The organism is Acinetobacter suaedae (assembly GCF_008630915.1).
GTDB lineage: Bacteria > Pseudomonadota > Gammaproteobacteria > Pseudomonadales > Moraxellaceae > Acinetobacter > Acinetobacter suaedae.
Genome location: NZ_CP043909.1, coordinates 416,280 through 437,967, shown reverse-complemented (window position 1 = coordinate 437,967; position 21,688 = coordinate 416,280). Strand labels below are relative to the sequence as shown.

At 40.3% G+C, this 21,688-nt stretch carries 29 protein-coding genes; 5 read left to right on the top strand and 24 right to left on the bottom strand.

Annotation, left to right across the window (positions count from 1 at the left end; genetic code table 11):
- Positions 1-52 precede the first annotated feature (52 nt).
- The 4 genes from F2A31_RS02135 to F2A31_RS02120 all read left to right on the top strand — a co-directional run bounded on the left by F2A31_RS02135 (position 53) and on the right by F2A31_RS02120 (position 3,731).
- The gene (locus F2A31_RS02135; protein ID WP_150024972.1) at positions 53-2,092 is read left to right on the top strand and encodes a M3 family metallopeptidase; all 2,040 of its coding nucleotides are present in this window, start codon (positions 53-55) and stop codon (positions 2,090-2,092) included.
- A 38-nt stretch (positions 2,093-2,130) separates the two neighbouring features.
- Complete coding sequence (locus F2A31_RS02130; RefSeq protein ID WP_150024971.1) at positions 2,131-2,337, top strand: YheV family putative metal-binding protein; 207 nt, start codon at positions 2,131-2,133, stop codon at positions 2,335-2,337.
- Positions 2,338-2,349: 12 nt separating this feature from the next.
- On the top strand, positions 2,350-2,799 hold the full coding sequence (locus tag F2A31_RS02125) for a hypothetical protein (RefSeq protein ID WP_150024970.1): 450 nt from the start codon (positions 2,350-2,352) through the stop codon (positions 2,797-2,799).
- Between the two features lie 62 nt (positions 2,800-2,861).
- On the top strand, positions 2,862-3,731 hold the full coding sequence (locus tag F2A31_RS02120) for a DMT family transporter (RefSeq protein WP_150024969.1): 870 nt from the start codon (positions 2,862-2,864) through the stop codon (positions 3,729-3,731).
- A gap of 107 nt (positions 3,732-3,838) precedes the next feature.
- Here F2A31_RS02120 and F2A31_RS02115 read toward each other — a convergent pair whose 3' ends face one another.
- The 6 genes from F2A31_RS02115 to F2A31_RS02090 all read right to left on the bottom strand — a co-directional run bounded on the left by F2A31_RS02115 (position 3,839) and on the right by F2A31_RS02090 (position 9,394).
- On the bottom strand, positions 3,839-6,049 hold the full coding sequence (locus F2A31_RS02115) for a TRAP transporter large permease subunit (protein ID WP_150024968.1): 2,211 nt from the start codon (positions 6,047-6,049) through the stop codon (positions 3,839-3,841).
- Positions 6,050-6,226: 177 nt separating this feature from the next.
- Entirely contained in the window at positions 6,227-6,808 is a 582-nt protein-coding gene (rrtA, locus tag F2A31_RS02110; RefSeq protein WP_150024967.1) for a rhombosortase, read from the bottom strand.
- A 126-nt stretch (positions 6,809-6,934) separates the two neighbouring features.
- The gene (locus F2A31_RS02105; RefSeq protein ID WP_150024966.1) at positions 6,935-7,978 is read right to left on the bottom strand and encodes a hypothetical protein; all 1,044 of its coding nucleotides are present in this window, start codon (positions 7,976-7,978) and stop codon (positions 6,935-6,937) included.
- A 359-nt stretch (positions 7,979-8,337) separates the two neighbouring features.
- Positions 8,338-8,544, bottom strand: coding sequence for a hypothetical protein (locus F2A31_RS02100; protein ID WP_171490620.1), 207 nt, complete (start codon positions 8,542-8,544; stop codon positions 8,338-8,340).
- A 210-nt stretch (positions 8,545-8,754) separates the two neighbouring features.
- A complete protein-coding gene (locus tag F2A31_RS02095) occupies positions 8,755-9,150 on the bottom strand; it encodes a hypothetical protein (RefSeq protein ID WP_150024964.1) in 396 nt (131 codons plus the stop codon).
- Entirely contained in the window at positions 9,137-9,394 is a 258-nt protein-coding gene (locus F2A31_RS02090) for an FAD assembly factor SdhE (protein ID WP_150024963.1), read from the bottom strand. The genes F2A31_RS02095 and F2A31_RS02090 overlap by 14 nt, the downstream gene beginning before the upstream one ends.
- A gap of 187 nt (positions 9,395-9,581) precedes the next feature.
- Between F2A31_RS02090 and F2A31_RS02085 the strand changes: the two genes are divergently transcribed.
- The gene (locus tag F2A31_RS02085; RefSeq protein ID WP_150024962.1) at positions 9,582-10,754 is read left to right on the top strand and encodes an acyl-CoA dehydrogenase family protein; all 1,173 of its coding nucleotides are present in this window, start codon (positions 9,582-9,584) and stop codon (positions 10,752-10,754) included.
- Positions 10,755-10,805: 51 nt separating this feature from the next.
- On the opposite strand, the gene F2A31_RS02080 is transcribed toward F2A31_RS02085, so the two are convergent.
- From F2A31_RS02080 to rplE, 18 genes are all read right to left on the bottom strand, one after another.
- Complete coding sequence (locus F2A31_RS02080; protein ID WP_150024961.1) at positions 10,806-11,303, bottom strand: DUF2059 domain-containing protein; 498 nt, start codon at positions 11,301-11,303, stop codon at positions 10,806-10,808.
- A 123-nt stretch (positions 11,304-11,426) separates the two neighbouring features.
- The gene (locus tag F2A31_RS02075; RefSeq protein WP_150024960.1) at positions 11,427-12,917 is read right to left on the bottom strand and encodes a flavin-containing monooxygenase; all 1,491 of its coding nucleotides are present in this window, start codon (positions 12,915-12,917) and stop codon (positions 11,427-11,429) included.
- 377 nt (positions 12,918-13,294) lie between these two features.
- On the bottom strand, positions 13,295-13,792 hold the full coding sequence (locus tag F2A31_RS02070; protein WP_150024959.1) for a GNAT family N-acetyltransferase: 498 nt from the start codon (positions 13,790-13,792) through the stop codon (positions 13,295-13,297).
- 163 nt (positions 13,793-13,955) lie between these two features.
- Entirely contained in the window at positions 13,956-14,321 is a 366-nt protein-coding gene (rplQ, locus tag F2A31_RS02065) for a 50S ribosomal protein L17 (protein WP_004641032.1), read from the bottom strand.
- 18 nt (positions 14,322-14,339) lie between these two features.
- On the bottom strand, positions 14,340-15,347 hold the full coding sequence (locus F2A31_RS02060) for a DNA-directed RNA polymerase subunit alpha (protein WP_004641033.1): 1,008 nt from the start codon (positions 15,345-15,347) through the stop codon (positions 14,340-14,342).
- 18 nt (positions 15,348-15,365) lie between these two features.
- Positions 15,366-15,992: a 30S ribosomal protein S4 gene (gene rpsD / locus F2A31_RS02055; protein WP_004641035.1), complete on the bottom strand. Its 627-nt coding sequence runs from the start codon at positions 15,990-15,992 to the stop codon at positions 15,366-15,368.
- Between the two features lie 12 nt (positions 15,993-16,004).
- Positions 16,005-16,391 carry a 30S ribosomal protein S11 gene (gene rpsK / locus F2A31_RS02050; RefSeq protein WP_004641037.1) on the bottom strand — a complete coding sequence of 129 codons (387 nt, stop codon included), beginning with the start codon at positions 16,389-16,391 and terminating at the stop codon, positions 16,005-16,007.
- A gap of 19 nt (positions 16,392-16,410) precedes the next feature.
- A complete protein-coding gene (gene rpsM / locus F2A31_RS02045) occupies positions 16,411-16,767 on the bottom strand; it encodes a 30S ribosomal protein S13 (protein ID WP_004641038.1) in 357 nt (118 codons plus the stop codon).
- A 107-nt stretch (positions 16,768-16,874) separates the two neighbouring features.
- Positions 16,875-16,991 carry a 50S ribosomal protein L36 gene (rpmJ, locus tag F2A31_RS02040; protein ID WP_000867907.1) on the bottom strand — a complete coding sequence of 39 codons (117 nt, stop codon included), beginning with the start codon at positions 16,989-16,991 and terminating at the stop codon, positions 16,875-16,877.
- Between the two features lie 21 nt (positions 16,992-17,012).
- The gene (gene secY / locus F2A31_RS02035) at positions 17,013-18,332 is read right to left on the bottom strand and encodes a preprotein translocase subunit SecY (protein ID WP_171490619.1); all 1,320 of its coding nucleotides are present in this window, start codon (positions 18,330-18,332) and stop codon (positions 17,013-17,015) included.
- Positions 18,333-18,377: 45 nt separating this feature from the next.
- Entirely contained in the window at positions 18,378-18,818 is a 441-nt protein-coding gene (gene rplO, locus F2A31_RS02030) for a 50S ribosomal protein L15 (RefSeq protein ID WP_150024958.1), read from the bottom strand.
- 4 nt (positions 18,819-18,822) lie between these two features.
- Positions 18,823-18,999 carry a 50S ribosomal protein L30 gene (gene rpmD, locus F2A31_RS02025; RefSeq protein ID WP_000849088.1) on the bottom strand — a complete coding sequence of 59 codons (177 nt, stop codon included), beginning with the start codon at positions 18,997-18,999 and terminating at the stop codon, positions 18,823-18,825.
- 6 nt (positions 19,000-19,005) lie between these two features.
- A complete protein-coding gene (gene rpsE / locus F2A31_RS02020; RefSeq protein WP_001141025.1) occupies positions 19,006-19,503 on the bottom strand; it encodes a 30S ribosomal protein S5 in 498 nt (165 codons plus the stop codon).
- 2 nt (positions 19,504-19,505) lie between these two features.
- Complete coding sequence (gene rplR, locus F2A31_RS02015) at positions 19,506-19,856, bottom strand: 50S ribosomal protein L18 (protein WP_150024957.1); 351 nt, start codon at positions 19,854-19,856, stop codon at positions 19,506-19,508.
- A 14-nt stretch (positions 19,857-19,870) separates the two neighbouring features.
- Complete coding sequence (gene rplF / locus F2A31_RS02010) at positions 19,871-20,404, bottom strand: 50S ribosomal protein L6 (RefSeq protein WP_150024956.1); 534 nt, start codon at positions 20,402-20,404, stop codon at positions 19,871-19,873.
- Positions 20,405-20,417: 13 nt separating this feature from the next.
- Entirely contained in the window at positions 20,418-20,813 is a 396-nt protein-coding gene (gene rpsH / locus F2A31_RS02005) for a 30S ribosomal protein S8 (protein ID WP_004672989.1), read from the bottom strand.
- Between the two features lie 11 nt (positions 20,814-20,824).
- The gene (rpsN, locus tag F2A31_RS02000) at positions 20,825-21,130 is read right to left on the bottom strand and encodes a 30S ribosomal protein S14 (RefSeq protein ID WP_004877616.1); all 306 of its coding nucleotides are present in this window, start codon (positions 21,128-21,130) and stop codon (positions 20,825-20,827) included.
- 9 nt (positions 21,131-21,139) lie between these two features.
- Positions 21,140-21,676, bottom strand: a complete 537-nt coding sequence (gene rplE / locus F2A31_RS01995; RefSeq protein ID WP_150024955.1) for a 50S ribosomal protein L5 — start codon at positions 21,674-21,676, stop codon at positions 21,140-21,142.
- Positions 21,677-21,688: the final 12 nt, after the last annotated feature.

Genomic DNA, 21,688 nt, shown 5'->3' with positions numbered 1-21,688 from the left:
TTGCAAGCCTTACATCTATAGCTATGTTTAAAGATGATATGGCAAAAATACAATGACACTACAGCAAGCAACTCTTCCAGTTCCACAGTTTGATCAGATTGAACTTGCCGACTTAAAACAACAGATTGAAAGCACCATTCAAAACGGTCAAACTTTCTTAAATCAACTCAATGAAGTTCCTCAAAGCACTGAAGCCCAACTTGCAACGCTGACTGAAGTCGACCAACTTGAAAATAACATGAGTGAATCATGGGGCATCTTGTCACACTTGAATGCCGTAATGAACAATGCCGAAACACGTGAAGTCTATCAATCACTGTTACCTAGCTTGAGTGAATACTACACTCAGCTTGGACAACATACGGCGTTGTATCAAACCTATCAACACATTCATGACAGCACAGTATTTCAAACACTGAGCGAAGCACAGCAAAGTGCAATTAAACTCGCTTTACGCGATTTTAAACTTTCAGGGGTTGCACTCGAAGGTGAAGCCAAAAAACGTTATGCAGAAATTTCTGCACGTTTATCTCAACTGTCCTCAGACTTTTCGAACCATGTACTCGATGCAACCCAAGCTTACTTCAAACCATTAACAGAAGCACAACTCAAAGGTTTACCACACAGCAATGTTGAATTACTCAAACAATATGGGCAACAACGTGAGCTTGAACAAGCAGTGGCGACACTGGACTTCCCTGCCTATTTTGCGATCATGACTTATGCTGATGATCGTGAATTAAGAGAAGAACTATATAAAGCCTACGTGACTCGTGCATCAGAACAGTCTGACAAGACCGAGTTTGATAACACACCTGTAATGGAAGAGATACTGACCTTACGTCAGGAAATGGCACAACTGCTTGGCTTTAACAATTTTGCGGAGTATTCACTGGCCAGCAAAATGGCGCCTAACGTCGAAACCGTCGATAAATTCCTAGTAGATTTGGCAGAGCATGCGCGCACTCCAGCACTAGCTGAAATTGCAGAACTCAAGACCATTGCACAACAAGATGGCATCGAGGAGCTCAAACCGTGGGATGCGACCTATTACTCTGAAAAGTTAAAACAACAACAATTCAATTTATCTCAAGAAGCGCTTAAACCGTATTTCCCTGCACCAAAAGTGGTGAATGGTTTATTCCAAATCGTACAACGTCTCTATGGCATTCAGATCATTGAACGTAAAGCCCCAGTTTGGCAAAACGATGTACGTTATTTTGAAATTGAAGATCAAGGTCAAGTGGTCGGAGGTTTCTACTTCGATTTATATGCCCGCAATGGCAAACGTGGTGGCGCATGGATGAGCGGCTTCCGTTCCCGCGTACAAACCACAAATGGTCTGCAAAAACCAATTTGCTATATGGTGTGTAACTTTACACCACCGATTGGCGATCAGCCTGCCCTACTGACGCATGATGAAGTGATTACACTATTCCATGAATTTGGTCATGGCTTACATCACATGCTCACCGAAGTAGATAATATCTCGGTTGCAGGCACACACGGCGTTGCATGGGATGCAGTCGAGTTACCAAGCCAGTTCATGGAGTTTTGGGCGTGGGACAATGAAAGCTTAGACGTACTCAGTGAACATATTGAAACCAAGCAAACCTTGCCGCAAGAACTCTTGTCGGCTTTATTAAACGCACGTTTCTTCCAATCAGGTATGCAAACACTGCGTCAGATCGAATTTGCTCTGTTTGATTTAACGATTCACCGTCAAACACCTGCCTTAAACAGCCAGCAAATTCAGGCAACTTTAGATGAAATTCGCAATAAATTTTCTGTTGCTCCAACCGTTCCTTACAATCGTTTTCAGCATAGTTTCAGCCATATCTTCGCAGGTGGCTACGCAGCAGGGTATTACTCCTACAAATGGGCTGAAGTTTTAGCCAGTGATGCCTTTGATCGCTTCGAAAATGAAGGTATTTTTAATACTGAAACTGGAAAGGAATTTAGGCAGTTTATTCTAGCAGTTGGCGGAAAAGATACAGCGCTTGATGCATTTCGCAATTTCAGAAAAAGAGAACCAAAAATAGATGCATTATTACGTCATCAAGGTTGGACGAAGACAGATAAAACCGCTTAAACTAAGTCATTATTGTTCATAGGGTGGTATTAACTGACATGAAAAGACAATTCATCGCGGGTGCAAAATGCCCTAAATGTGGAGCGTTAGATCGTGTAGTTAAGATCACTACTGTGGATGACGAGTGGATTGAATGTATCGAATGTGCTTATAGCGAAAAACGTCCGACCCATGTGGAAGAGTCGCAATCCGCTGAGCCAGATGAAATTGGGGTGATACAGTTCAAACCTCGTCATTTTGACTAGAAGGTTAAAAAAATGACGTCAACAGTTCAAACTGCCAATTCCAAATTATTATGGATGATTATTGGCGGTATTAGCATCATTGTGCTTATACTTTTCAGCGTGCAATGGCTTTTATCCAATCAACCAATAATTGCTGAAAGAGTCGTTACTCAAGTAGAGACGACTTCTACTTCCTCAGTACATAAGGAAACGTACAGTTCAACTAATATCGATACTGTACCTAATGAAGATCAAACGGCACCTATTCTCTTAATCGAGGAATCTATACTTCAAACAGCGGTACCACAGAATGAAAGTTTAGCAAAAGAAGAAATTGCTAAATTGGATGATATCCAGCTCCAACTCCAAGATCAGAAACAAGAACTGCAAGCCCAACATAATGATGCTGACAGCTTAATAAAACTCAAAGAAGAACAAATCAAGTTATTAGAAGCCCAACTGCTTCAAGCTCAATCATCATAAAATAGATTTTTCATCGGCTCGTTTTGCTAGAATGTGGAACTCCCTTCTAGCATTTTTATTTTATGCCTATCGTCGGCCAGCGTCACCCTATTGTCCTTGCAATTGCATGCCTAACATTTTCGGCATTTTTATTCTCACTCATGGGAATATGCATTCGATACGCATCGCATAGTGTCGATAATTATACGATTGTTTTTTTCAGAAACTGGGTCGGCTTGATACTCTTTTTACCTTTTATTTTTAGACAAGGTATTGATTTCGTTAAAACAGATAAAATTTGGATGCATACTTGGCGAAGTGTCATTGGATTGGCAGCAATGTACGGTTTTTTCTATGCCATTGCCCATCTTGAATTATCCAATGCAATGGTTTTTACCTACTCCTCCCCAATTTTTATTCCTTTTATTGCATGGCTATTTCTCAAAGAACGTATCAGCATGTTAATGCTTTGTGCAGCTGCACTTGGTTTCATTGGGGTATTCTTCGTTGCAAAGCCTGATCAAGGACTCCTGAATTTAATGTCAGTAGTAGGAATTGTATCTAGTTTATGTGCAGCCATGGCATTTGTGACTGTACGTGCACTCACTCAAACCGAACCACCTGAGCGTATCGTATTTTATTTTTGTTTAATCGGTGCATTCCTCTCTGGTATTCCAATGCTCTGGGTTTGGAGACCCTATAAATTGGAGGAGTTATTCTTTCTGATTGCAGCAGGCTTACTCGCAAATGTTAGTCAACTATTTATGTCACATGCATATCGTCTAGCACCTGCAGGTCAGATCGCACCAATCAACTATGTTGCAATTATTTTTGCGGGAATTTGGGGCTTTTTACTTTGGAACGAATTACCCGACGTACATAGTCTTATTGGTTTTGGATTTATTTTGCTTGCGATCTTTTTATGTAGTCCATTTATGCAAAAAACGAAATAATGTGCTCATAAAACCATTACATTTTGATCAAAAGTCAAACTTACCAATTCTTAGAGTTTAACGACACGCAATAAAAAAGCACCCGAAGGTGCTTTTTTATTGACTGCTTATTGGTACCAACCAAATAACTTAAAGTAATAAGGGACATACGCAACAATCAGGATCGCAGGAACCATGACCAACAATGGCAATATCCAACGCTCGAAACGATAATAGAAGGATAGATGCTTCACTTCTTGATCCGCTGCTCGCACCTCATCATCACCAATTGCTTGTCGTGCTAATAGGTGATTCAAGGCAACCGGCGGTGTGACATAACCTAACTCAAAACCAATCAATGCAATCATCCAGAAGTGAACCGGATCAATGCCGTATTGATATGCCACAGGTGCCACAGTTGCAGAAATCAAAATTACCGCACCGAATGGATCCATGATCATTCCTACGAGAACCATGAACACAACCACTAAACTGATCACAATAAACATACTACTGATGTCACGCGGGAAAGCTTCCATCACCTCAATATGCTCTAAGAAGCCACCGACACTCACTGACAATGCCATGAGAATGACAAGTGCACCAATATGCCCTACTGTTTCAGTTGTTGATAAATGTAAGGCTTTTCCAAATGGAACCTTACGCTCTGGGTTACGAGGATCATCTGCTGGATTTACTTTAGGTGTTGGTTGTGAACCATCTGGCGGTGCAGTATACGTATTTAAAGTACTATCCCAATGCCCTACTGGAGCAAGTGGTGCTGGTTCTTTACGCAACTTATCAAATAACACCATCAGCAAGAGAATCACAGGCATCATAACTGGCGCAGTAAATTCATTTAGGTCTGTAGATAAGGCATGCTTATAGAACAACCAGATCAAAATGAAAATTACAATATATGGCGCTACAGGAACAAATGCTCGCAATGATTTCGGTAAAGCAATCTTTGGTGGCGCAATACGGAATTTCTGCTCAGCAAAGAATAGTGAAATAATTAAGAACAAGGTTGAAGTCAATAAGAAGACATACATACCATGTGTATAAAGTAAATCAGTTGTCACTTCTTTATTTAAAGATGCCACGACAACGATTAATAAACATGGACGTAATACCACACCAAGCGAACCCGAAAGTGCCGTTGCAGCTAATGCGAATTGACGACGACCACCAGCATTCCAGACTTCTTTATAGATAATCGCACCAGCAGCGATGACGAAAATACCAGATGCGCCGGTATATGCTGTCGGTAATGCAGCTGCAATCAAGATCAACCAAGTTAAAGTTTCTGGCGCTAAGTTCCACGGACGTAGAATATTTAAGAATAAATCAACGATACGTGTTTGCTTAAGCAACATACCAGCCCAAATAAACAGAGCCAGATTTAAGAAGATATTTGAGAATTCAACTAACTGCCCAAGATAGATCCCTTGCCCCATTGGATAATCCATGAAGAAAGTAAATGCTACCCCAGTAATAATGGCCATATAAGCATAAAGTGGAATACTCAAGAAGGCTAGACCAACATTACCACCTTCACGCGTAGGCGGTGGTGATTTAATTAGATGGAATAAGCTAATTAAAGTCAGTACTCCAAATAGAAGCATCCACAACCAATAAATCACATTCATGCCGGAAGCAAAAGGCACGCCTGAATTGAGCACTGAATTATATTGGCTAATCACCGAATAGGTCAGCAATCCATTACCGAGTACCATTGCCGTATTATAAATACGGAAATCAATTCTGGTTGCTGGGCTACGTAAACCAATGTGATGTGATTTAATCGTTGCACTAATTGCAGCAAAGACCACCATAATCACTAACAATAATGCGCGGTTTTCAGAACCGAACTTAAAGATTCCAAAAAAAGAGGTCTCAATTGTACGATAGGTACGGACACTCGGATTTGCTTCGATATGTGTCATCGCTTTATCATAGAATTGATATTTTTCTTCACATTGCTGTTGTGCAGCAAGTAATGAAGAACGTACATCAGCTTCAGATGCCACACCAAACATACTTGCAAATTCATCCGCAGCATTGATCTTCATTTGCTCTTGAACTTGTGCATCGATATTCGGGTTACGATCACAGGTTGGCTTGCTAGGTTCGGCCCGCAGAAACGAATATTGCATTCCTGTATTTGGATCACCATACAGGCGCTCACCCATACGCAATAACTGCCCATGAATCATCTCACCTGTACCAATCACAAGCGTTGCCAAAAGTAAAATGAGAACAACAAAAGCTGATATCCATTCTGTCCAGATATAACTCAGCAGACCTAATCCAGACTTTTTCTCTTGATCATTTTGCATGTCTATTCCAATTTATTGTTATCAACATCCATCCAAAGATGTTGAATCATGCGATGTCTATGGTTGATAGATAAATGAATTTACCCTCTTAACACCAATCCCTTTTAAACCGCCTAAATTTGCAGCAATCTTTTAGAAAAAAAAATGGCTGCAATTATTTTTTTATGGATTTTTTTATCAATGCGTTTGTTCTTTATCTTTCCTGCCTATAAGTAAATAACCAGAACCACACAGTACACCTCCTATTGCGCCGATCAAATGCGCTTCAGTTAATACAGGACTACCAATTAATTGAGCTGTACCTGATTGTCCAAATGTATTTTCCCAAATGAGTTTACTGGCGATTAGAACCAATACCAAAATTGCAAATTTTCGTTCCTTTGGATACTGTAAATAGACAATGCTGACTGCCGTATATAAACCATGCAAAACACCAGACAAGCCAGCATAGGCATCAATATAAGGCAGATAGTAATAAAAAATCAGACTAATAAATGGTGGTAGAAGTAATAAAAGAGAAACTAAATGCCAATTACGCACATGTGGGAAAATGAAAGGTAAACATGAAAAAGCTAACATATTCAATAAAAAATGCATCCAGCCAACATGTACCCAATGTGCAGTCCACAAACGCCAAAACTCAGCGAGTAGACTAGATTTCCAATAAATGAAATGATCCGCAAAAACTTGCAGACAAGCTGCCACTGACACACAGACAGCGATCAAAATGACTTTCCGTATCCATATTTGATCTTTCATTTATGTACCCCTCTGGAAAAAACAGACCTTTTACGATTTACAAATCATAAATAATTTGCATAATCAAATCTGTAAAAGGTCGTTTAATTCAGGTTACTTAGCATTATTACGTCTACGTGGAGATACTTACTCACCACCATCAAACAGATCATCTAACTCAGATGAACTTTCTTTAGTATCATCCCAGAATGAAGACAAACCTTCATCGCTTGCTCTCACACCTGTATTCTCAGTCCAGTAACGATCAGCAATGCCTTTAACCATTAAACCAGCCATTTGATCAATCAATCTAAATTGTGGATTTGCTGGTTTATCCTCACCCGTTGCAGCTGCATAAGAACGCAATGCATCTCGCATTTTTGCATCATCACCGCTCGCTTGAGCTGCAACCGCATACAATGCATGAGCTAAACGAACACCCTTCTTCTCACCAATTTGCATGGATTGCTTCATCGTTGCATAAGGTTCCGGTTTGCCATCGCCAGCACCTGGCAATAAAGTCCAGATCACTGCACGGGTTGCCATCGGAGCGCCCCAATACTTTTCATTGTCTAAACATGCCATACCACGTTCGACGATACCTGCAATATCTTTTGGTACATGAACTGCGCCACCAGAATTAATATCGTTCGTCATGGCTTGTAAACCACTCACCATTCCAAGTAGGTAAACCGTTTGATCTAAATCATTACGCATCGTTGGGCATGATTCGCCTAATTTGTATTTATATTTACTTTCCCAACGATTTGCGAATAACTGATAACCTGCATATTGACGCTCTGCCGCCAGTGCTGCCCAACGCTTTTGCTCAATACGGGCATCCTGTGCTTCAGAAACTTGACCTGACTTTGCAGCACGTAAATAACGTAACTCAGCTTCTAATGCTTTATTTTCTGCACACATACCCGCAGCAGAATACATAAGCACAGCCATACGAGTTGGATCTGCGCCCATATCTTTAGTGGACATAATTGCCGGTGTTAAAGCATTACCTGTATTACACACCATTTCTGCATCATCCATTGCAAGAATTGGTGGTACGATATGTCGTTCGCCAAATCCTAGAGCAACATTTGCTCCGGTTTTAATAACATAAGAACATCCAGTTAACATTGATGTCGTGAATAATGCGACCGCCACACCTTGTCCAATTTTTTGGAATTTAGACATGCTTCCTGTCCTCTAATTGATTTGTTTTTCCTTTTAAATGTACCTTATCAGATGCCATACCCGAGTTAAAGAGTAATTGCTCTAATTTTGACACACTTATTTTGACATACTTCACAGATCAATGAATTGACAGATATTTGGGAATACAGAAATTTCAGGCAAAAAAAAGTAGCATTGCGACGGTTCAGCACATGCTACTTATTAACTGGTAAAATCGTGAAACTCTTTATATTTTAGTTTTGTTGAAAATAATCCTTGAGTAACGTCCCAGCTCTTCCTACAACAATCGCCATAACGATTGCAATTACTAGAAACATCCACATTGAAATCTCCATAGAGACCTCCTACACTTCATGTATCTACTTTTGATAGATACTAGATTGATGTTCATCATCAGTATTCATGGGAGAATGATATATTGATGACACTTTCAATCTCTTTCTCTTGTTCACTTCAACCATAGATCGACGTGATTCAAGAAGTTCCCTGAGTAAAGTTCCTGCTCTTCCTACTACAATTGCAAAAACGATTGCAATCACCAGAAACGACCATGTTGGAATTTCCATCATTTTGGACCTCCACCACACTTTACGTTGGTGTTTGTACTTTAACGAAAATAAATCAGACTTGATCGCCAGATTGTCTGACAATCATTATTTTCACGTTTTTTTAGAGTATTTAATCTAACAATTTTAAACACACCAGAACAAAATAAAGATAATTATTTGATTTATAATAATTTATAAATAATATACACTTATACAATTGTCTAACAATTATACAAGTTTTACCCATTTTTTTAGTTTTTTCCACTGTAAAATCGACAATTGATCCCACCAAATCACACAAGGTCTACATTGTGATTCATAAAAACAGATCACGATATAGCACTGATGATCGATCATTTTTCGAATTTTTCTTTGCTGAACCTCCTCCAATTCATCACTAAAACTAAAGGAGCAAAACTGATCATCTAAATATTCAAAATGTTTAAGCTGAGGTTGTTTGAGTAACTGAAACCAAGCAATTAACATCGAAAGCAAACTAATAAGCCATAGAAACCAAGGAAGTAAACTATACAACAAACCAGTAAGTGAAATAAAAACAAATAGTTGAAACGCAAATGCAAAACGACTGCGTTTCAACACAAAAACACGACTAACCGTGGACATACTGTTTTAATTTTAAAATAAATGCCTTTAACTCTGCACGAGGTGGATCACCCACCTCCATAAACCAATCTAATAAATCTGGGTCTTCTTGCTCTACCAACTCTGCAAATAATGCTTTCTCAGCCGCGTCAGCGGTGAGATAACAGTTTTTCACATAAGGATCAAAATACACATCAATTTCTTTCAAACCACGACGCGCACGATAAATCACTTTACGTTCTTCTAGTGTCAATTCTTCAGACATTCTTTGTTCCACTATGCAACAATTTATCCCATAGTGTACCCGATCAACACTGAAGTTCGCAGTGATTTTTATGAAGTGACCAAATACATCAATTAAATTGAGCATTGATCACATTGTCCAATATTTTCGATTTCTTGTATGGTGATGATGAGTCTGTAACTTCAACAATTTAGGGAAAAAATAACAAATGCAATCAGGTGCAATTCGTCCAATTCCAAATATGTTAGCACGAAAATTATTTACTTCAGACCATGAAGCATTTCGTGAGACTGTGCGCAAATTCTACGAAAAAGAAGTTGTTCCAAATATTGAGAAATATGAAAAACAACAACATGTTGACCGTGATCTATGGAATAAAGCTGGTGAGTTAGGTTTACTTTGCACCACCATGCCAGAAGAATACGGGGGGTCTGGTGTCGACCGACTATACAGTATGATTCTGATTGAAGAACAAGCTTATGCAATGGATTCTAGTACTGGATTTTCGTTGCATTCAGATATTGTTGCCAATTATATCAACAACTTCGGTAACGATGAGCAAAAGCAAAAATGGTTACCAAAAATGGCGACGGGCGAAACCGTCACTGCCATCGCTATGACTGAACCTGGCACAGGTTCAGATCTACAAGCTGTACGCACAACAGCTGTACTTGATGGCGATGAATATGTCATCAATGGTTCTAAAATCTTTATTACCAATGGCTATCTTTGTGATATGGCGATTGTGGTATGTAAAACTGGCAACACAGAAAAAGGATCTGCCAATTTATCATTAATTATTGTTGAAGCAGACCGTGCTGGTTTTAGCAAAGGCAAACCTTTAAATAAAATTGGAATGAAAGGTCAAGATACCTGTGAACTGTTCTTCGATAATGTACGCGTACCGAAAGAAAACCTTCTAGGTATGGAAGGCATGGGCTTTATGATGCTAATGAAAGAGCTCGCATGGGAACGTATGCTCGTTGCAATCATTTGCCAAGCAGGTGCTGAAGCAGCATTTGCTCACACCGTACAATACACCAAAGACCGTAAAGCGTTTGGTAAGCCGATTGGAACATTCCAAAATACACGATTTAAATTGGCCGAATTACGCACAGAAATCGATTTTTGCCGTACGTATTTAGATCGTTGTATGGAGTTGCAGCTTGAAGAAAGTTTAGGTGTAGATGCAGCAGCAGCGGCTAAATATAAAATTTCAGATATGTTCTCAAAGGTTGTAGATGAGTGCTTACAATTACATGGGGGCTATGGCTATATGCTTGAATACCCAATTGCACGCGCCTATATCGACAATCGTGCAAACCGCATTTATGCAGGGACCAATGAAATTATGAAAGAATTAATTTCACGTACTCTTTAATTGTTAGATTTTAAAAACAAGGGATAGCGCTTTATGCTCTATCCCTTTTATTTACTTTGACTGCGGCGATTCCGATGATTGAGATGGTGGATTCATCCGAACCATCAACTGCTTAACTTTCGGATGATCAATATGCTGCTGCATCGTTTCATTTAATGCAGTACGCGCATGTTGTGTCGTGAAATGTGCAACCTCACTTCCAACTTCACTAGCTTTGTTTGCCCATACTTTGCCTTCAGGAGATTGATAAAAAGTTAACGCAGCTTGTAACTCTTTTTGATTAAAAGTCTCGACATAACGTTGCACGATAAACTGTTTACGTTGCTCACTATTCAAATTCTTAGTCAAATCTACATAAAAACTTTCTGGTAGATCTTTGGGTAAACGCATCCGAATCTGCTCTAGGATCATTTTATCCGTACTCCGCAAGCCTTGCTCAGTACCATCAATAGAAACCAATTGTTGAGCTAATTTTTCTTTTTGCTTCAGATCATCCGCAAACGCCGTATTACTAAAGACTAATATCCCCAAAAACCATAATTTTTTCATTGAATTGTCCTAAATATATAAATTTTATAATCAACACGTTTACGCGATATTTTAACAACAATCATTATTTAAAACAAAAGAACCCTGTGTGTACACAGGGTTCTTACTTAGTTCAAATATAAGTTAAGAAACTAATTTAGGTTTACGATCTACTTGTTCATCACGCTTACGGAATTGCAAGACACCATCGTTAAATTTTGCATCTTTCAGTTCTTTACGATCCGCAAGATAGTTGTTAGAAATCTTCCATGGTGCTTTTTTACCTTGTTTCGGCATAATATCCGCTGCACGCGCAATATAACCTGAAGATAATTTACCCATGATCGTATCTTGTTCAAACTGATCAGGTTCAGCATGTGCAATTACTTCATCAAAGCCGTTCTTGTCCATATGATTAAGCAAACGACAAATATAGTCAGCAGCAATATCAACTTTCAATGTCCAAGAGGCATTGATATAACCAATAATCATTGCCATATTCGGTACATCACTCACCATCACACCTTGGTACAACATATGATGTGAAGTATTCATCGGTTTACCATCAATAGAGCCTTTTACACCACCTAAGATTTGAATTTCCAAGCCAGTCGCTGAAATTACAATATCGGCTTCCAAATGTTTTCCAGATTTTAACTGGATACCATTTGCTGTGAACTTTTCAATCTGATCTGTTTCAATACTTGCTTGACCTTGGCGCAATGCTTTAAATAAATCGCCATCAGGCACAACACATAAACGTTGATCCCATGGATTATAGCTTGGCGTAAAGTGTTTCATATCCACTTTACCTTTTAGCTGCAACTCAATGCCTTTTAATAATAGACGACGCACAGTTTTTGGATGCTTTTGGGCTAAGGCGTAGATCGCACGCTGCATCCCAATGTTACGAGCACGAGTAAATTTATATGCTGTTTCTTCTGACATAAATCTACGTGTTTTTTCATAAATGAAGTCAATTGAAGGAACTGTTGCAATATAAGTAGGAGAACGCTGCAACATAGTCACATGCCCTGCACCACCTTTTACCATTGAAGGAACAAGGGTAATCGCAGTCGCACCACTACCAATAATTACAACTTTCTTACCTGTGTAATCTAGATTTTCAGGCCAGTGTTGTGGGTGGATAAATTGCCCTTTAAATTTATCTTGCTCTGGGAATTGTGGTGCATAACCTTGATCATAGTTATAGTAACCCGTACAGCCCATTACAAAATTTGCTGACCAAGTTTGTTTCTTCTTGTTGCTATCTTCAATTTCAACAAGCCACTTTTTCTTAGCAGAATCATAATTTGCAGAAAGAACGCGATGACCAAAATGGATTTTTTCTTTTAACTTAAACTCATCAATAACTTCAGAAAGATAGCCTTTAATTTCTGGACCACTTGCAAGGACTTTTTCTTTCGCCCAAGGTTTAAAGTTAAAACCAAATGTTGACATATCTGAGTCAGAACGAATACCAGGATAACGGAACAAATCCCAAGTTCCACCAAAGCTGTCACGACGCTCTAAAATTTCAAATTGGCGTTGTGGACAGTTTTTAGAGAGATGCACAGCCAACCCTATTCCTGAGATACCTGCACCAATAATTAATACATCAACTTGCTTTTCCATTTTTTTTATACCCTGTATAAACCATGTCTTTATTAAAGCACAAATTTGACAATACACAATGTCAAGTTTAGTCATTCATCGGTTTTTTTATATCAGTTCGGGACATTTTGAGAAAAAACGAGACTAAACAATCTTGAGATTTTTGCTTGGATTTCCGAGATAAGTCGATTTAGTACCATAAGAAAATTATGAGCAACTTGGTGATTATTAAAATTCGATATTGCCCAGCATCCACAAAGAATAATGCTTAAGCAAATCAAACCAGAATGAGAAAATTTACTTAATGCGCTCTAAAATAGTTTTAGATGAACGATTATTTAGTGATAAATCTTTTATCAACTTTAAAAATACTGTGATTTAGAGCTTTGAAACGTACCCTAGAACAAAAAAAGCTTCATCAGAAGCTCATCAGTATATCCCTTATCATTTTTCAAAGCTTTCAACTCTACCCCATAAGTCTGAAAACCATTTTTTTGATAAAGATGAATCGCTGACTGATTATCATCAGCGACACTCAGTAAAATTTGTTCTACTTGCTCTTTACTGTAAGCAATAACAGTATGAAGCAACTCTGTTGCGATACCCAGCCCTTGAAATTCAGGTTCAATAAATACACTGGATAGAGAAGCTTTATGAGACAGCTTCATTCCGCTCTCTCGTGTTAAAGTCGCTAAACCTATAATTTTATCTTTATGATAAACTCCAAAGACTGTTGAACTTGATAAGCAACTTTCAAAAAAACTGTATGGTTTTATAACTTCTGTCTCATAAGTTGAACCAAACATTTGTGGGGCTTTTGCTAAAGCTGAAAGTCTAATCATTCTAAAATCATTCAGTTCATCTACACTTAGGATTCTAATCGTAATATCTAACATATTTATCTATTTGAATTTTTAATAATGTCATAACCTAATTTAGCATATTAACCATTTACCCAAATTTAAGTTAGAAAGAAAATTATTAACAATAAGCAATAAAAAAGGCCGGTTATTACACCGACCTTTTTTGGAACAACTGAGCTGTTCTTGTATAGAAGTATTATTTTACTTCACGATCTACAAGTTCAACGTAAGCCATCGGTGCAGCATCACCTGCACGGAAGCCCGCTTTAAGAACACGTAGATAACCGCCGTTACGTTCTTTGTAACGAGGGCCAAGAACGGTAAATAATTTACCAACAGTTGCTGCAGAACGAGTACGAGCAAACGCTAAACGACGGTTTGCTACTGTATCGTTTTTTGCCAAAGTGATTAAAGGCTCAGCAACACGACGAAGTTCTTTCGCCTTAGGCAAAGTTGTTTTAATTAACTCATGCTCAACTAAAGCATTTGTTAAGTTTTGGAACAACGCCTTACGGTGGCTGCTTGTACGGCCTAATTTCACACCACTATTACGATGACGCATGGTGATAGTCCTACTTAATTAACGGCTACGATAGGCAAAACGGTCATCCATACGGAGACTAGCTGGTGGCCAGTTCTCTAAACGCATGCCGAGTTGTAAACCTTTCGATGCCAAAACATCTTTGATCTCAGTTAACGATTTTTTACCTAAGTTAGGAGTTTTTAACAACTCAACTTCAGTACGTTGAACAAGATCACCAATGTAGTAAATATTTTCTGCCTTCAAACAGTTAGCAGAACGAACAGTTAGCTCGAGATCATCTACTGGACGAAGCAAAATTGGGTCAACTTCTTCGCGAGGTTCTTGAGCAACTGGAGTTTGATCTTTCTGAAGATCAACAAAAATTGCAATTTGTTGTTGCAAGATTGTTGCCGCTTTGCGGATAGCCTCTTCAGGATCAACAGTTCCATTCGTTTCAAGATCGATCACTAGCTTATCAAGATCGGTACGTTGTTCTACACGCGCATTTTCAACGGTATAGGAAACACGTTTAATCGGGCTATAAGAAGCATCTAACTGTAAACGACCCACAGGGCGAGTTTCACCTTCTGGGAAACGAGAGTCAGACGTTTCATAACCACGACCTTGAGCAACTTTAAGGCGCATTTTCAATGAACCACTAGCACTCAAAGTACCAATTAAATGATCAGGGTTAACCACTTCAACATTATGAGGTAAACGAAGGTCAGCTGCTGTTACGTCACCTGCACCTTGTTTCTCTAATGTTAAATATGCTTCATTTTGATCGAACAGCTTAATAGACAATCCTTTTAGGTTCAGCAAGAGCTCGACGATGTCCTGCTGCAAGCCTTCTAAAGTACTGTACTCGTGCTCGACGCCTTCTATCTCAACTTCAACCACAGCAGCGCCAGGCAAAGAAGACAATAGAATGCGACGTAAAGCATTACCTAGAGTATGACCAAAGCCACGCTCTAAAGGTTCCAGAATCACTTTTGCCGAGGTCCCGCTCACCGCTTCGACCTTGATCGCTTGCGGAGTTAGAAACTCGTTTGCAGTACGCGTCATTTATTGCTACCTCAAGGATTATTTAGAATACAATTCTACAATCAAGCTTTCGTTGATTTCAGCAGGTAAATCAGAACGATCAGGTGCAGCTTTGAACGTACCTTCTAGCTTAGAATGGTCAACTTCCATCCAAGCAGGGATACCACGTTGCGCAGCCAACTCAATCGCGTTTTTAATACGCAATTGTTGTTTAGCGCCTTCGTGAACCGCAATTACATCGCCCGCTTTTACTTGAATAGACGCAATGTTGACACGACGACCATTTAAAGTAATAGAACGGTGAGAAACTAACTGACGAGCTTCTGAACGTGTAGAACCAAAACCCATGCGATAAACTACGTTATCAAGACGGCTTTCAAGCAATTTCAACAAGTTTTCACCTGTTGCGCCTTTCACACGAGCTGCTTCTTTATAGTAGTTACTAAATTGACGTTCTAACACACCGTACATACGACGGACTTTTTGTTTTTCACGTAATTGTAGTGAATACTCAGATTGCTTACCACCACGAGCCTGACCATGTTGACCAGGTGCTTTATTGTGTTTTTTGGTTTTTACATCAAACGGTTTAACGCCTGATTTAAGTTGCAGGTCTGTCCCTTCGCGACGAGAGAGTTTGCATTTTGGACCAATATAACGAGCCATGAATGTTTCTCCTTACACGCGACGTTTTTTAGGTGGACGGCAACCGTTGTGAGGAATTGGAGTCACATCGGTAATGCTGTTAATCTTATAACCCACTGCGCCTAATGCACGAACCGCAGACTCACGACCTGGACCAGGACCTTTTACAAGGACGTCTAGGTTTTTCAAACCGTAATCTAAAGCTGCTTTACCAGCAACTTCAGCAGCTACCTGAGCAGCGAACGGAGTTGATTTACGTGAACCACGGAAGCCTTGTCCACCTGAGGTGGCCCAAGCCAATGCATTACCTTGACGATCGGTAATCGTAACAATGGTGTTATTAAAAGACGCGTGAATGTGTGCAACACCTTCAGAGACGGTACGAGAGACCTTCTTGCGTGTGCGAGTATCTTTAGCCATCTTTTAGCTTCCAGAAATCTTACTTTTTAATCGGTTTGCGCGGACCTTTACGGGTACGTGCGTTAGTTTTGGTGCGTTGTCCGCGAACAGGCAAGCTGCGACGATGACGAAGACCGCGGTAGCAGCCTAAATCCATTAAACGTTTAATGTTCATGGAAATTTCGCGACGTAAGTCACCTTCGGTCGGAACCTTAGCAACTTCTGCACGAATCGCATCAAGCTGAGCATCATCTAATTCACGAATTTTTGTAGTTCCAGCAATACCTACAGCAGCTAAGATATTCTTAGCAGTGTGGCGACCGATACCAAAAATATACGTGAGAGAGATAACAGCGTGCTTGTTATCCGGAATGTTTACACCGGCAATACGAGCCATTCAATTTTCTCCAAAAAGGCAGTCAAGATAATCAACCGCCCCACAAAAATCTTGAGGGGCGGATAATAACCTAATTAGCCTACTGAAATCAACAGGTCTTAATTAAATTAACCTTGACGCTGCTTATGACGAGGTTCTGCGCTACAAATCACGCGAATAACCCCATTACGACGGATAACTTTACAGCTACCACAAATTTTCTTTACAGAAGCTTGTACTTTCATGATGAAAACCTCTAAGTGCGCTTATCCCTGCGGATGAGCAGTCGTTTTTCTCATTAACGTTTGATTATCATATTGATGTGAGGTCAAGTGCGCTTGAAGTTGCGCCATAAAGTCCATCACAACTACCACTACAATCAGTAATGATGTTCCACCCAAATGGAATGGAATACCAAATGAACTTTGCAGTACCATAGGCATTAAACACACGACAGTAATGTAGATAGCACCAATAAATGTCAAACGATTGAGAATATGATCTAAATAACGAGCCGTTTGCTCACCTGGGCGGATACCAGGCACATATGCTCCGCTACGTTTCAAATTCTCTGAAACTTCTTTCGGGCTAAAAACAAGCGCCGTATAGAAATAACAGAAGAAAATAATTAACGCACCAAAAAGCATTAAATATAACGGCTGTCCAGGCGATAACACCAATGCCAGATCTTGCAGGCTACGCTTAACAAATCCTGCATTTGGATCAGCACTTCCCAACCATTGTCCCAAGCTCGCTGGAAATAATAACAATGAGCTAGCAAAAATTGCAGGGATAACACCAGCCATATTAATTTTTAATGGCAAATGCGTTTGCTGTGCAGTAAACACACGACGACCTTGTTGTTTTTGAGCATAATTCACTGGAATACGACGTTGTGCTTTTTCAATAAACACAATCGCTGCTAAAACAGCCAACGATAATAAACCGAATACTGCCAAGCCAATTAAGCTACCTTGACCATTTTGCACAGACGTAAACGACTGAATTACAAGATTAGGCAAGCCAGCTACAATACCAGCAAAAATAATCATTGAGATACCATTACCAACACCACGTTCGGTAATCTGTTCTCCCAACCACATCAAAAACATCGTTCCTGCAACAAGCGAAGTTACTGCTGGAACATAAAATGCTAAGCCTGATGTCAGCGTAATACCCTGACTAATCAGACCAGCACACATCCCTATCCCCTGCACAAGTGCAAGAAACAGAGTGCCGTAACGCGTATATTGATTTAATTTACGTTTACCTTGCTCGCCTTCTTTTTTCAAAGCCTCCAGCGAAGGAACTACTGTCGACATTAACTGCACAATAATTGATGCAGAGATGTACGGCATAATCCCTAATGCTAGAATTGACATGCGCTCTAATGCACCGCCAGAAAACATATTAAATAAGCCTAAGAAGGTACCTTCATTAGCCTTAAAAAAGCTTGCTAGCGCTACATTATCAATGCCTGGCAACGGAATATGCGCTCCTAGTCGAAAGACCAACAACGCGCCAATTAAAAACATCAATCGGCGAATGATTTCACGGTATTTCACATGAAATGGTTGACCTTTCATCATGTTCACATGACCAGAAGAACTAGGAGTCATAGACACTCGAGATTACTCCTCGACTTTACCGCCAGCAGCTTCAACAGCAGCTTTAGCGCCTTTAGTCAACGCAACACCTTGAACAGTGAACGCGCGAGTGATTTCACCTGAAAGCACGATGCGAGCACGAACTTGGTCACGACGAACAACATTCGCAGCTTTTAAAGTTTCAAGTGAAACGATATCACCTTCAACTTTGTTCAACTCAGACAAACGTACTTCAGCAGTTTTCAAAGCAAGTTGGCTAGTGAAGCCGAATTTTGGTAAACGACGATAAATCGCTGTTTGACCGCCTTCAAAGCCCGGACGAGTACCACCACTTTTACGTGAATTTTGACCTTTGATACCGCGACCGCCAGTCTTACCAACGCCAGAACCGATACCACGGCCTACGCGACGGTTTTCACGCTTAGCACCTTCAGCAGGTGCAAGCTCATTTAAACGCAGAGTCATGGCATTATTCCTCTACACTAACCATATAGTAAACTTTGTTGATCATACCACGGTTAGAAGGCGTATCTTGCACTTCTACAGTATGACCAATACGACGCAGACCTAAACCTTGTAAGCAAAGCTTGTGATTTTTCAAGCGATGTGAAGAAGACTTAGTCTGGGTAACTTTAATCGTTTTCATGATTGATTACCCTTGAATTTCTTCTACTGATTTACCACGTTTCGCAGCGACTTTCTCAGGAGAAGTCATATCACGCAAACCTTTAAAAGTTGCGTTTACTACGTTAGCAGCATTCGTAGAACCATAACATTTAGCAAGTACGTTATGTACACCTGCAGCTTCAAGAACAGCACGCATCGCGCCACCAGCAATTACGCCAGTACCTTCTGAAGCAGGTTGCATGTATACACGGCTTGCGCCATGACGAGCATTCACAGGGTGTTGTAAAGTAGTCCCCGCGAGGTCTACAGTGATCATGTTACGACGAGCAGCTTCAAGTGCTTTAGAAATAGCAGCTGGAACTTCACGTGCTTTACCACGACCAAAACCTACACGACCATTACCATCGCCCACAACAGTTAATGCTGTGAAAGAGAAGATACGACCACCCTTTACTACCTTGGCTACACGATCAACGGCAACCAGCTTTTCAACGAGACCTTCGTTTTGTTCAACTTTCGCCATGATTAGAACTCCAAGCCGCCTTCACGAGCAGCATCAGCCAAGGCTTTGATACGACCATGATATTTAAAACCAGAACGGTCAAATGCAACTTTAGTAACGCCAGCTGCTTTAGCACGTTCTGCGATCAAAGCACCAACTTTCGTAGCTGCTTCAACATTACCAGTAGCACCACTACGTAAAGATGCATCTAAAGTTGAAGCTTGCGCTAAAACTTTGCCACCATCCGCTGAAATAACTTGCGCATAGATGTGACGCGGAGTGCGGTTTACACACAAACGAGTCGCACCCAATGCACGAATGTGCAAGCGTGTGCTTTTCGCACGACGCAAACGGGTTTGTTTCTTTTCGTTCATAAGAACCTCGCGCCTTATTTCTTCTTAGCTTCTTTACGAAGAATAACTTCATCCGAATAACGAACACCTTTACCTTTATATGGTTCAGGAGCACGGTATGCACGGATTTCCGCTGCCACTTGACCTAACAACTGCTTGTTTGCTGATTTCAAAACGATTTCAGTTGCAGTTGGAGTTTCCGCCGTTACACCTTCAGGTAAAGCGTAGTCAATTGGGTGTGAATAACCAAGGTTAAGGTTTACAACAGCACCCTTAACCGCAGCTTTATAACCAACACCAACAAGCTGTAACTTACGTTCGAAGCCTTCGCTAACACCTTTTACAAGGTTATTCAATACAGCGCGAGCAGTACCAGCTTGCATCCAAGCGTCTTTCGACTCTTTAGCTGGAGCAAGTTGAAGTTTACCTTCTTCCTGTTTTAGCTCGACCAGCGCATGCAGGTTGAAAGACAATGTACCTTTGCTGCCTTTCACTTCGACCTGCCGGCCGTTCTGAGTAACTGTTACACCATTAGGTACAGTTACTGGGGCTTTAGCCACACGAGACATGAGGAATCACCTATTAAGAAACAAAAGCAATAACTTCACCACCAACGCCCGCAGCACGTGCAGCGCGATCAGTCATGATGCCTTTGCTTGTAGAAACAATTGCAATACCTAAACCTTGCTTAACGCTAGGAAGTTTATCTTTACCACGGTATTGACGTAGACCTGGACGGCTTACACGCTTAACCGTTTCGATAACTGGTTTGCCTTCGAAATATTTTAACGTAATTGTCAAAGTAGATTTGATCTCTTCTTGAGCCACTTCTACATTTGAAATATAACCTTCTTGTTGAAGTACATTTGCAATCGCAACTTTCAACTTAGAAGACGGCATAGAAACAGTTTGTTTCTTTGCCATTTGTGCGTTACGAACACGTGTTAACATGTCGGCAACGGTATCTTGCATACTCATTTAGTCGCTCCTTACCAGCTTGCCTTAACAACGCCCGGCACATCACCTTGCATTACTGTGTCACGTAATTTGTTACGGCTTAAACCGAACTTACGGAAGTAACCATGAGGACGACCAGTTAAACCACAGCGGTTACGAAGACGCACTGGAGATGCATTACGTGGCAATGCTTGTAACTTTAACATCGCTTCGAAACGTTCTTCGTCACTTGCATTTACATTTGCAATAACAGCTTTTAATTCAGCACGTTTTGCAGCGTATTTTGCAACTGTCTTTTCGCGTTTCAATTCGCGATTAATCATACCTTTCTTAGCCATATCGACCTCTTATTTGAACGGGAAGCCGAATGCACGCATAAGCGCACGGCCTTCGTCATCGCTACGAGCAGTAGTCGTAATCGTGATGTCTAAACCACGGATACGATCAATTTTGTCAAAATCGATTTCAGGGAAAACGATCTGCTCTTTTAAGCCCATTGAGTAGTTACCACGACCATCAAATGATTTCGCAGAGAAACCACGGAAGTCACGGATACGAGGAATCGCGATAGAGATCAAACGGTCCAAGAATTCGTACATTTGGTCGCCACGTAAAGTAACTTTACAACCAATTGGCCAACCATCACGGATTTTGAAACCAGCGATTGATTTACGCGCAAGCGTCACAACTGGTTTTTGACCAGCAATGAGTTGCATATCAGCTACAGCACCATCTAATAATTTCTTATCAGTTGCAGCTGCGCCTACACCCATGTTTAGAGTGATTTTTGTGATGCGAGGAATTTCCATCACATTCTTAATGCCAAGTTCTTCTTTTAACTTCGCTTTAAGTTCGTCATTGTAACGTGCTTTAAGTCTGGCCATTGCCTTTTCAAC

Excerpts from the sequence above, each read along its gene's own strand:
- F2A31_RS02135 (WP_150024972.1), top strand. The coding sequence starts at position 53 with ATGACACTACAGCAAGCAACTCTTCCAGTTCCACAGTTTGATCAGATT.
- F2A31_RS02130 (WP_150024971.1), top strand. The coding sequence starts at position 2,131 with ATGAAAAGACAATTCATCGCGGGTGCAAAATGCCCTAAATGTGGAGCG.
- F2A31_RS02125 (WP_150024970.1), top strand. The coding sequence starts at position 2,350 with ATGACGTCAACAGTTCAAACTGCCAATTCCAAATTATTATGGATGATT.
- F2A31_RS02120 (WP_150024969.1), top strand. The coding sequence starts at position 2,862 with ATGCCTATCGTCGGCCAGCGTCACCCTATTGTCCTTGCAATTGCATGC.
- F2A31_RS02115 (WP_150024968.1), bottom strand. The coding sequence starts at position 6,049 with ATGCAAAATGATCAAGAGAAAAAGTCTGGATTAGGTCTGCTGAGTTAT.
- rrtA (WP_150024967.1), bottom strand. The coding sequence starts at position 6,808 with ATGAAAGATCAAATATGGATACGGAAAGTCATTTTGATCGCTGTCTGT.
- F2A31_RS02105 (WP_150024966.1), bottom strand. The coding sequence starts at position 7,978 with ATGTCTAAATTCCAAAAAATTGGACAAGGTGTGGCGGTCGCATTATTC.
- F2A31_RS02100 (WP_171490620.1), bottom strand. The coding sequence starts at position 8,544 with ATGGAAATTCCAACATGGTCGTTTCTGGTGATTGCAATCGTTTTTGCA.
- F2A31_RS02095 (WP_150024964.1), bottom strand. The coding sequence starts at position 9,150 with ATGTCCACGGTTAGTCGTGTTTTTGTGTTGAAACGCAGTCGTTTTGCA.
- F2A31_RS02090 (WP_150024963.1), bottom strand. The coding sequence starts at position 9,394 with ATGTCTGAAGAATTGACACTAGAAGAACGTAAAGTGATTTATCGTGCG.
- F2A31_RS02085 (WP_150024962.1), top strand. The coding sequence starts at position 9,582 with ATGCAATCAGGTGCAATTCGTCCAATTCCAAATATGTTAGCACGAAAA.
- F2A31_RS02080 (WP_150024961.1), bottom strand. The coding sequence starts at position 11,303 with ATGAAAAAATTATGGTTTTTGGGGATATTAGTCTTTAGTAATACGGCG.
- F2A31_RS02075 (WP_150024960.1), bottom strand. The coding sequence starts at position 12,917 with ATGGAAAAGCAAGTTGATGTATTAATTATTGGTGCAGGTATCTCAGGA.
- F2A31_RS02070 (WP_150024959.1), bottom strand. The coding sequence starts at position 13,792 with ATGTTAGATATTACGATTAGAATCCTAAGTGTAGATGAACTGAATGAT.
- rplQ (WP_004641032.1), bottom strand. The coding sequence starts at position 14,321 with ATGCGTCATCGTAATAGTGGTGTGAAATTAGGCCGTACAAGCAGCCAC.
- F2A31_RS02060 (WP_004641033.1), bottom strand. The coding sequence starts at position 15,347 with ATGACGCGTACTGCAAACGAGTTTCTAACTCCGCAAGCGATCAAGGTC.
- rpsD (WP_004641035.1), bottom strand. The coding sequence starts at position 15,992 with ATGGCTCGTTATATTGGTCCAAAATGCAAACTCTCTCGTCGCGAAGGG.
- rpsK (WP_004641037.1), bottom strand. The coding sequence starts at position 16,391 with ATGGCTAAAGATACTCGCACACGCAAGAAGGTCTCTCGTACCGTCTCT.
- rpsM (WP_004641038.1), bottom strand. The coding sequence starts at position 16,767 with ATGGCTCGTATTGCCGGTGTAAACATTCCGGATAACAAGCACGCTGTT.
- rpmJ (WP_000867907.1), bottom strand. The coding sequence starts at position 16,991 with ATGAAAGTACAAGCTTCTGTAAAGAAAATTTGTGGTAGCTGTAAAGTT.
- secY (WP_171490619.1), bottom strand. The coding sequence starts at position 18,332 with ATGAAAGGTCAACCATTTCATGTGAAATACCGTGAAATCATTCGCCGA.
- rplO (WP_150024958.1), bottom strand. The coding sequence starts at position 18,818 with ATGACTCTGCGTTTAAATGAGCTTGCACCTGCTGAAGGTGCTAAGCGT.
- rpmD (WP_000849088.1), bottom strand. The coding sequence starts at position 18,999 with ATGAAAACGATTAAAGTTACCCAGACTAAGTCTTCTTCACATCGCTTG.
- rpsE (WP_001141025.1), bottom strand. The coding sequence starts at position 19,503 with ATGGCGAAAGTTGAACAAAACGAAGGTCTCGTTGAAAAGCTGGTTGCC.
- rplR (WP_150024957.1), bottom strand. The coding sequence starts at position 19,856 with ATGAACGAAAAGAAACAAACCCGTTTGCGTCGTGCGAAAAGCACACGC.
- rplF (WP_150024956.1), bottom strand. The coding sequence starts at position 20,404 with ATGTCTCGTGTGGCTAAAGCCCCAGTAACTGTACCTAATGGTGTAACA.
- rpsH (WP_004672989.1), bottom strand. The coding sequence starts at position 20,813 with ATGAGTATGCAAGATACCGTTGCCGACATGTTAACACGTGTTCGTAAC.
- rpsN (WP_004877616.1), bottom strand. The coding sequence starts at position 21,130 with ATGGCTAAGAAAGGTATGATTAATCGCGAATTGAAACGCGAAAAGACA.
- rplE (WP_150024955.1), bottom strand. The coding sequence starts at position 21,676 with ATGGCCAGACTTAAAGCACGTTACAATGACGAACTTAAAGCGAAGTTA.